This window comes from Streptomyces sp. NPDC000983 (genome assembly GCF_040299205.1).
In the GTDB taxonomy this organism is placed as follows: Bacteria; Actinomycetota; Actinomycetes; order Streptomycetales; family Streptomycetaceae; genus Streptomyces.
Genome location: NZ_JBEPBM010000092.1, coordinates 1 through 6,610 on the forward strand (window position 1 = coordinate 1; position 6,610 = coordinate 6,610).

Sequence of the window (6,610 nt, forward strand, 5' to 3'; positions counted from 1 at the left end):
GTACCGCTTACTCATGTTGCTCACTACCTGTGACTGCTTCCTCCGGGACCAACCGTCCCAGTATCAAGCTGTCCGGCTAGCAGGGGGAACCTCAGGAAGGGGGGTGGGGTTACGGCAAGATACCTCCAGTCCCGAGCTGGATGCCGGGGCCTGTGCGACCCACCCCCCATGGCCGCGAGTCCCTCACGATCTCCGTCCGGCCCATCGAGGCGGTGATCGTATCGCCCGCCGCTGACAACACAGCCGGTCCGAGGATCAGCGGTTATGAACTACCTGCACGGCACCCCACCCAGGTAACCGGGCGCAATCACCGACCAGCGGTTACGGGATGCCCGCATACAAGCTCATGCGTCGCACAACACTCGACCGGGTTGGCCTTGAGCGTGCCGCACGCCTGAAGTGCGTTCGAGGCGTCCAGGGCGCGGGCCAGGGATGCGGTCGTTCAGATCACCGGCGGTTGGGTCGCGTGTGCGCGCGAGGTGGTCAGGCAGCGTTGCCGCCGGACGTGAGGGGGCGCCGGACGAGATCGCGACCGTGCGGACGGCTGCCGTGAGGAGATTGTTCGCCGAGGCGACGCCGAGCAGCCAGCGCGATGCCGACCAGGTGCGCCCGAACAGGGCGCCGGGCCGCTCAGCGGCCACGAGGGCCCGTGCGCGCGATCGCCTTCTCGCCGAACGGACGCCACCTCGCAAGCGGCAGCGCGGACGGGACCATACGGCTCTGGGACCCGGTCACCGCCTCCCCGACAGGGCGAGCGCTGACCAATCACACCGGGCCCGTCAGGTGCCTGGCCCTCTCACCCGACGGACAACTGGTCGCAAGCACCGGTGACGACGCCACCGTGCGGTTCTGGTCCCCAGCGACCGGCCGGCCACTGGGCAAGCCGCTCACCGACCACCACGGACCCGTCACCGGCCTGAGCTTCGCACCCAAAGCAGGCCTGCTCACCACAACAGCAAAGGACAAGACGCTACGCCTGTGGCCGCACCCGGCAATCCGACGCTGCATCACGTACGGGGCCCACCCAGACCCGAAGGCTGCCCATGTGACGGAGCGACGAATTGGGAGCCAACAGAGCCGCTCATTCGCGGCCGTCGAGAACCCGAAACCGCCCAGGAGAAGAACCCCGGCACCGCCGCCACAGCGCGCCGGACGGCCGCCCGAGGCCCGGAGGCGAACCCCGAAGACATCGCCGCGCCCAGCCCGCACCGCACGGACAGCATGCTGCGCTTCGCCGACCACGACACCACCACCCTCCAAATCCCGCCCGGCCCGCACGACAGCACTCCTCGCCTTCCCGCGGACGGCCCCCGACAAGGGGACCGCCCAGAACAGCGCCCAACCGGACTACGGCCAGTACAGGCAACAGCGGTGAAGCATCTTCGCTCAGTGGGATCCGCAGGGGCACGCCGTGCGCAAGGCCGGACCGGCCCGCGTGAACCAGCCCTACCCGCTGGAGGCAGCCACCGGCCCCCGGGCAATCAGGACATCGGCCTCGCGGTGCCAGCCCAGGGAGGAGTAGAGGCGCTGGCCCTCCTCACTGGCGATGAGAAGACCGGTACGGGCACCCCGGGCCACGGCAGCCTCCGCCAGAGCGCTCATCACAGCCCGGCCCAGGCCCCGCCGACGGTGCGCCGCGTCCGTCTCAATGCGATCCACGACCGCATCGGCCCCGACCACAGCGACGGTGCCGCGCGCCGCCAATTCTCCGGTGGGACCACGCAAGGAGACGACCGTGACCGCTCCCTCCACGCGGACCTCGCGCTCGTAGGGCGCGGCGGGGACGTGCTGCGGATGCCCGGCAAGATCGGTCGTCATGAACCACTCGGACCGGTGCAGCAACTCCAGCCCGGCCGCGCCGACAACGGCTTCGACGGCGCCCGGGCGCAGCGTAGGCACCGTCAGCCACGTCGCCTGCCGGGCGGCCGCGACGAATCCCGCCAGCAGTCCCAAGGACCCGGGCCTTTCATCCGCACCCAGCGCGAACACCTCGACCGCGCGGCCGGGCTGGTCGCACTCGGACCGCAGGCCGTCCCCCGCGGACCCGACCGGCCCGGCCTCTGGCAGACAGCGAGCCACCGTCCAGCCGTTCACCCAACGCCGCACCAGCCCTGAATCGATCTTCGCCATCCGGCGATTAGAACACGACCGCAACCGGCCGACGCGCGAAGCAGCCCTCCTCACTCATCACTCTGCGTATTTGCTAGCGGTTGTCCCGTATGGGGTCTGAGTCAATTTGAGCGGGCCGCGTTGTGGCGGCGTGCGACGCCGAACGTGGACTGGTGCACGCCGCTGCCCCTGAGCCGGCAGTCCCGCAGGACTCTCCAGTTCTGCAGGCGGGAAAGAGCATGTTCGACTCGTGCCCGTTCCCGGCGATGGACGGCGTTCTCGGCCTCCTGCTGGGGACTCAAACGGTCCTGGCCCGCTGTCTGCGGTGCGGGATGAGCAGTCCGGTGCCCTGGTAGCCGCCGTCGGCGATGGTGGGAGCGCCGCGGCAGACCCGGTCAGGCGCTGCGGCCGGTGTGGCTTTGGCAGCAGCGCCCGCGTGGGGGTTTCACCGCCTGGGTGCAGGACCTATTACTGGGCGCTGTGGTTCTGTCTGGCGCGTTGCAGGGCTGCCTGCCAGGCCCGCCAGGTGTGCTCGGGCCGGGCGCATGCCTGGAGGAACGCGGTGAGGTATGCGGGGTGGGGAAGCCGTTTCCCGCGCAGGATGTCGCTGCTGGTGGTGGGTGCGAGCAGGTCGCCCAGTGCACTGTCCTTTCGCCCGCCGGCGCAGCTCCCGCAGGAGCGAGTCCCCGCAATTGGAGCGGATCCCCCTCATGACATTGAGCAGTTGGTCCGGGGTGGTGATGGACTCCGCTCTGGTGCCTGCGCCCGGCGGCCGGGTTCCGGCCGCTTTGCGCCACAAACGCCGGGCTGTTGCGCGGTCGCCGTGGCCGACGACGGTGAAAGCCATCACCAGGGGCCAGCGCACGGGTCCCCCGCTCATTGCGCGCGCGAGGCTTGCGGGGCTGTTGGAGATGGTTGTTGATGCCGACGCCATCTTGCGAAAACTCAGCCCGCGGCGCTGGGGCAGCTGTTCGAGCCAGTGCGCCAACGCCAGCCAGCCGGGGGCCGGTGCGGGGTGGGCTGCCGCCCGGGCATCACGGCTCTGCCTGCGCCCGCACCGCAGCCCGCTCTCGTCAGCGGTCATCACCCGGGATCGCGGACACAGCCGCGCGGGATCGACGCCCGCCAGAAGCCACGTTCCTGCAGGTCAGTCAATTGCGTCGCTGCTCTAAGGGATGACGAGTAGCTTGCCGGTGGTACGCCGAGCCTCCAGATCACGGTGGGCTCGGGCAACGTCGGCGAGCGGGTAGCGGGCCGTCACGGTGGTCTCAAGCGCCTTGGTGCGCACCCACTCAAGCACGTCGGCGGCGCGCCGGAGCAGCTCGGACCGATCGGCGATGAAGTGCCCGAGGCTTGGCCGGATCAGGGTCAGCGAACCGCCATGGGCGAGCCGGATGGGGTCGAAGGGCGGCACTGCACCACTCGCGGCGCCGAAGAGCACCAGGTGGCCGCGGGTTCGCAGGCTGGCGAGGCTCGCATCGAAGGTGTCCCTGCCGACGCCGTCGAAGACGACAGGCAGGCCCTGGCCGCCGTGGAGCCGCTTCACCTCGGCCGCGAGATCGTCCACCGCGGAGTAGAGGATCACCTCGGCGGCCCCGGCGCGCCGCGCCAGCTCGGCCTTCTCCGGTGTCGAGGTTGTGCCGATCACTCTGCCGCCGAGATGGGTGATGAGCTGGGTCAGGACCAGCCCCATGCCGCCAGCAGCAGCGTGCACGAGCACCGTGTCGCCCGGCTGGACCGGGTAGGCGTCCTTGACGAGGTAGTGCGCCGTCATGCCCTGAAGCAGCACGGCGGCGGCGGCCTCGAAATCGACGCCGTCGGGCAGGGGAACGAGCCGGGAGGCGTCCACGACTGCCTGCTCGGCATAGGTACCGGGAATCTCCACCCAGCCAACCCGGTCTCCCACAGCGACGTGGGTGACGCCGGGTCCGACCTCGAGGACCGTGCCCGCGCCCTCGGTGCCCGGGGTGAAGGGCAGCGGGAGGGTGTACCGGCCCTGGCGGTGGTACACGTCGAGGAAGTTGACGCCGGACGCGGCGACCTCCACGACCGCCTGGCCCGGGCCCGGCACCGGTCGATCAGTATCGACCAGTCGCAGCACCTCGGGACCACCCACTTCGGAAACCTGAATCGCTCGCATGACCCCTCCTGAAACGGCTAACTCCTCCACCAACTCCGGTCGTAGCGATCCGATTCCCGCTCGCACTGAGGTGTCAGTAGCCGGCTCGTGCCCATGTGGGAGAAGGGTGCCGACGGAATGGGCCTGCCCAGGCGACGAAACCCGGTCGACGGTCGGCCGGCATCACGGCTCTGCCTGCACGCCCGCACCGCAGTCGGCTCCCGTTAGCGGTCATCATCCGGGATCGCGAACACGGCCGCGCGGGATCGTCGCCTGGCGGAAGCCACGTTCTGCAGGTCAGTCAATTCCGTCGGTGGCTCTCGTACATGCACATTGATCCGTGCAGCTCTACGCGTCCTGCCGCGCGGATGCGGGCGCGGGTGCGTCGGCTTGTGGCTTGGGGGCGGTGGGGTCGGGCAGGGCGCGGAAGCAGAGCCAGCTCAGGGCAGGCATGGCGATCAGGGGGTGAGGGCTGTCATCAGGGAGGTGGAGTCGGCCAGGTCTCCCAGCAGGGGGCTGACGAGGCCGCCGAGGGTGACACCGCTGGCAGTACCGATACGAGAGGGCAGGCAATCCTGGCCCAGAGTGACCTGGAGGGAGCAAAGGGGACGTGCAGGCCGACGGAGGTGAGGGCCACGAAGGGGAACATGGCCGGGCCGGGTGCGTAGATCCCTCCGGTCACGGCGGCGACGGAGAGCAGGTAGGACCAGCGGGAGACATGGACGCGGTCGTAGCGGTTGGCCAGGGACCCTCCCAGGACCGAGCAGACTGCGCCGCCCAGGAACAGCAGGAACAGCAGGAACAGGGCCATGGTGCCCGCGGTGGTGCGGCCCTCGCACTGGGCGAGCGGGCTGTTGTCCGGCTCGAGGCCCCCGTGACACAGGATGCAGCGCGCTTTCAGCTGGTTGGCCATGCGCACAGAGCTGGACTTACTGCCGGCCCGCACCTGCCCCGACGGCGGGACGAAGGCTGCTGCTGACGGCCGCCCACATGCCGGTATCCGCCGGGCCTCACCCCGGCCCGCCGCGACACCCTCATCCACGCGCAGGAGCCGGCCTCACCATGAACCCCGCGTGGTGTTGCCCGGCAGCATCGCGAACCGGTCCGGCGGCTGTCACTTCCCGGCCGCGCCGGGTTCCCCGCCCATGGATGCCTGGTAGGCATCCGCGTAGGTGGGAGAGTCCTTGATCAGGCCGTCACAGAACGCGGCGACGTCGGTGCCGATGAGCTCCACAACTCCCTTCCCCGCGGCGACGCCCTCCTCGAAGAAGTCGACGATTTCATTGAGGAGGGGCCCGTCGGACAGGCTGACCGGTCCGACCTTGAACAGGTACTTCTGCATCTCCCTGTAGACGATCCGGTAGTCCGGCGGGAGCGCCTTGACCCGGGCCGCGTGCGCCCGCCACTGCTTCTTGCCTTCGATGATGTCCTGGATGCTCACGTCAGCCTCCCAGCCGGCTCAGTTTCCTTGCGACGTTCCTGTTCAACTGCTCGCGCCACCGGTCGCGATGAGTCCGGGCCCCCGCTCCGCCGGCCAGCGCCGTGCAGAAGCCCTGAATGTCGTCGCCGAGCACCTCGTGGACGCCCTGCCCGTCCGCCGCCGACACTTCGAGCAGCCCCAGAGCGGAGTCGAGGATCGGTGTCAGGTTGCGACCGGTGAAGTCCCCGTAGGGGAAAAGGTGGGCGACGATCTCGCCCCACGCCGCCCGGTAGTCGTCCGGCAGAGCCTCGACCCGGGCCTCGAACGCCTTCCAATCCCTGGTGAGATCGCTGCCTGTGGCCTTCTCCCAGAAGTTCATCTCCCGCCCTCCTTGAGCCTGTCGATGCGTGATGAGAGGTACTGCCATTTCGCCCAGAACTTCGAGAGTTCCTCGCGCCCGGCGTCGTTGAGCGCGTAGAACTTGCGCGGCGGACCGACCCCCGATGGTCGTTTCGTCACCTGGACAAGCCCGTTCCTCTCCAGCCGCAGGAGAATCGTGTACACGGTCCCCTCGATGACGTCGGCGAAGCCGAGCTCGTTCAGCCGGCGCGTGATGGCATAGCCGTAGGTTTCCTCGCTGCCGATGATTTCGAGCACGCACCCTTCGAGCGTGCCCTTCAACATCTCCGTCAGGTCGTCCATCGCCGATGCTCCTCAGCACTGCCAGTACCAGTACTACGTGCCACCGAGTACCACTATACGGTATCACCGAGTAGTAGAAGCGTGACGCCTCCGGCGAACACGGTCCTGGGCCGACCCGTTCGACAGGCACCGGGCTCCCCCGAACGCCGCAGCTTGGCCATCGCCCTATTGATCAGAAACTCATGGGGTTCTCGTCCAGGACGTAGCGGACGTGCGGGCCGCCGAAGTAGCCGCGGACGATGTGGGGCTGGCGCTGGCGT

The 6,610-nt window shown here is 69.2% G+C and carries 6 protein-coding genes and 2 pseudogenes; 1 reads left to right on the plus strand and 7 read right to left on the minus strand.

What is annotated here, in order from left to right; all coding sequences use genetic code 11:
• The first annotated feature begins 592 nt into the window (after positions 1-592).
• Positions 593-1,375, plus strand: coding sequence for a WD40 repeat domain-containing protein (locus ABT296_RS38135; protein ID WP_351934681.1), 783 nt, complete (start codon positions 593-595; stop codon positions 1,373-1,375).
• A 71-nt stretch (positions 1,376-1,446) separates the two neighbouring features.
• Here the strand turns inward: ABT296_RS38135 and ABT296_RS38140 are convergent, their stop codons facing one another.
• The 7 genes and pseudogenes from ABT296_RS38140 to ABT296_RS38170 all read right to left on the minus strand — a co-directional run bounded on the left by ABT296_RS38140 (position 1,447) and on the right by ABT296_RS38170 (position 6,350).
• Entirely contained in the window at positions 1,447-2,130 is a 684-nt protein-coding gene (locus ABT296_RS38140) for a GNAT family N-acetyltransferase (RefSeq protein ID WP_351934682.1), read from the minus strand.
• Positions 2,131-2,231: 101 nt separating this feature from the next.
• Positions 2,232-2,506, minus strand: a pseudogene (locus tag ABT296_RS38145) (transposase family protein); the annotation flags it as partial.
• 771 nt (positions 2,507-3,277) lie between these two features.
• Entirely contained in the window at positions 3,278-4,249 is a 972-nt protein-coding gene (locus ABT296_RS38150; RefSeq protein ID WP_351934684.1) for a quinone oxidoreductase family protein, read from the minus strand.
• Positions 4,250-4,576: 327 nt separating this feature from the next.
• Positions 4,577-5,060 (minus strand): annotated as a pseudogene (locus ABT296_RS38155) (MFS transporter); the annotation flags it as partial.
• Between the two features lie 282 nt (positions 5,061-5,342).
• Positions 5,343-5,669, minus strand: a complete 327-nt coding sequence (locus ABT296_RS38160; protein ID WP_351934686.1) for a DUF1048 domain-containing protein — start codon at positions 5,667-5,669, stop codon at positions 5,343-5,345.
• 1 nt (position 5,670) lies between these two features.
• Complete coding sequence (locus ABT296_RS38165; RefSeq protein WP_351934688.1) at positions 5,671-6,027, minus strand: DUF1048 domain-containing protein; 357 nt, start codon at positions 6,025-6,027, stop codon at positions 5,671-5,673.
• Entirely contained in the window at positions 6,024-6,350 is a 327-nt protein-coding gene (locus tag ABT296_RS38170; protein ID WP_351934690.1) for a PadR family transcriptional regulator, read from the minus strand. The genes ABT296_RS38165 and ABT296_RS38170 overlap by 4 nt, the downstream gene beginning before the upstream one ends.
• Between the last annotated feature and the right edge of the window lie 260 nt (positions 6,351-6,610).

Excerpts from the sequence above, each read along its gene's own strand:
- ABT296_RS38135 (WP_351934681.1), top strand. The coding sequence starts at position 593 with ATGCCGACCAGGTGCGCCCGAACAGGGCGCCGGGCCGCTCAGCGGCCA.
- ABT296_RS38140 (WP_351934682.1), bottom strand. The coding sequence starts at position 2,130 with ATGGCGAAGATCGATTCAGGGCTGGTGCGGCGTTGGGTGAACGGCTGG.
- ABT296_RS38150 (WP_351934684.1), bottom strand. The coding sequence starts at position 4,249 with ATGCGAGCGATTCAGGTTTCCGAAGTGGGTGGTCCCGAGGTGCTGCGA.
- ABT296_RS38165 (WP_351934688.1), bottom strand. The coding sequence starts at position 6,027 with ATGAACTTCTGGGAGAAGGCCACAGGCAGCGATCTCACCAGGGATTGG.
- ABT296_RS38170 (WP_351934690.1), bottom strand. The coding sequence starts at position 6,350 with ATGGACGACCTGACGGAGATGTTGAAGGGCACGCTCGAAGGGTGCGTG.